This window comes from Candidatus Obscuribacterales bacterium, from assembly GCA_036703605.1.
Lineage (GTDB): Bacteria > Cyanobacteriota > Cyanobacteriia > RECH01 > RECH01 > RECH01.
This window is the reverse complement of the sequence record DATNRH010000515.1, coordinates 1-1,357: the sequence shown is the minus strand read 5'-3', so window position 1 is coordinate 1,357 and position 1,357 is coordinate 1. Positions and strand designations below refer to the sequence as shown.

Here is a 1,357-nt window from a genome sequence, read left to right as displayed (position 1 = left end):
CTTTTCCCGTGGCGACCACGGTTCTTGGAAGTCGCCAAGCCTTTGCCTGATCGACCCCAAAGCCTCCCTGAGCGTGGCGAGTTGCTGCTCTGCTTTTTCTCTGTCTTTACGGTTAAGGTGCATTAGTTTTATAGAAACCTTTTCATCTTCTCGCGCTTCATCCCGCTCCTTGATGGCTTCATTAAGTTTTGTCAGCCTTAATTCGCAGCACTCTTTTAACGCATCTCTGTCTTTAATGGCTTGGGCTAGCTCGGCAGCAAGCGTGTAAATCAGACTATCGCCACAGCAGTCTCTCCACGGCTCTCCGTAACGTAGCGCAGTTAATCTGCCAGTTTCATCTTGCCTCACTGTGTATTTGCCATCGCCAACCGTAACACAAAGCGAAGTCTCGCTGGTGTAGTCGGCTTCGGGCGCAGGCGAACCATTTGCTTTTTCTTCTTGGTTGGGGTTGTATCTAATCCGCTGCTGTATAACTTCGTCCGCCTTTTGTTGTTCGTTCATGGTCGCTGTTCTTTCTGGTTCTGGTTGGTGCTGGCGAGGGCGGTCTCAGCCACAAGTTTCACGCCAATTTTTGAATCTTCCTTGAGAATTATTTCCAAAGCCTCCCTGAGCGTGGCGAGTTGCTGTTCTAGTTTGGCCGTGTAGAAATTTGGCTCGATTGGGCCAATACGCTGCGCCTCATCCCGCTGCTTGATGGCTTGGGCTAGCTCGCGCTCTCTCGCCTCAACTTGCTGCATGGCCCATGCGAAGTCGGATGCGTCAACCACCATTGCTGGACAATGCTTGTGGTTATTTGCCCACACTTCGACTTTACGCTTGCTCGGAGTCTCGCTGGTGCTGTCGGCTTCGGGCGCGTCATGTTTTGGGCAAGGGTCGAGCCATGTCCCGCCATTGCTCTCACAGGTGCAGTCGGCTTCGGGCGCGGGGGCTATCTTATAGCAAACCATGCTTTCTCTACATGATTGCATCGTGCAGAATGACGGGTCGTGTTTGCATTTCACATCAACGGCTTCGGGTGCGGGGGCTTTAGGTTTGTTGGATGGACACACATGATTGGTGCAACTTATGAGCGATTCACCTTCTTCATTTGTTACGCATCTCATATCTGGTTCTCCGCATAGGGGGCAATTAATCCAAGATTGTTTCTCACTCATGGCTTTGGCGGGGTTAGTAATTAAACCCTCCTGCATCACCATCGTGATACATGGGGTCAATTCCTTTGTCTTCTGGCTTTGGCGGGGTTGGGGCTGCTGGAAGGGGCATCCAGTGGGTTGGCGATATGGTTTCAATAGGCCACTCAACCTTGCCCCTGTAATCCAGCCATCCAGCCTCCACGGTTGGCTCACCGCTGTTGAGG

At 52.0% G+C, this 1,357-nt stretch carries 3 protein-coding genes; all 3 read right to left on the bottom strand.

Features of this window, described 5'->3' with window-relative positions; genetic code table 11:
- Positions 1-501, bottom strand: a 501-nt coding sequence (locus V6D20_11130) for a hypothetical protein (GenBank protein HEY9816335.1), incomplete at its 3' end; no start/stop codon positions are given.
- A complete protein-coding gene (locus V6D20_11125; GenBank protein ID HEY9816334.1) occupies positions 498-947 on the bottom strand; it encodes a hypothetical protein in 450 nt (149 codons plus the stop codon). The genes V6D20_11125 and V6D20_11130, both read right to left, overlap by 4 nt.
- Before the next feature lie 220 nt (positions 948-1,167).
- Positions 1,168-1,357 (bottom strand): DUF551 domain-containing protein (locus tag V6D20_11120; GenBank protein ID HEY9816333.1); only part of this gene is annotated, 190 nt, incomplete at its 5' end.

What these genes read in the sequence shown, in the direction of transcription:
- V6D20_11125 (HEY9816334.1), bottom strand. Translation starts at nt 947, where the DNA reads ATGGTTTGCTATAAGATAGCCCCCGCGCCCGAAGCCGACTGCACCTGT.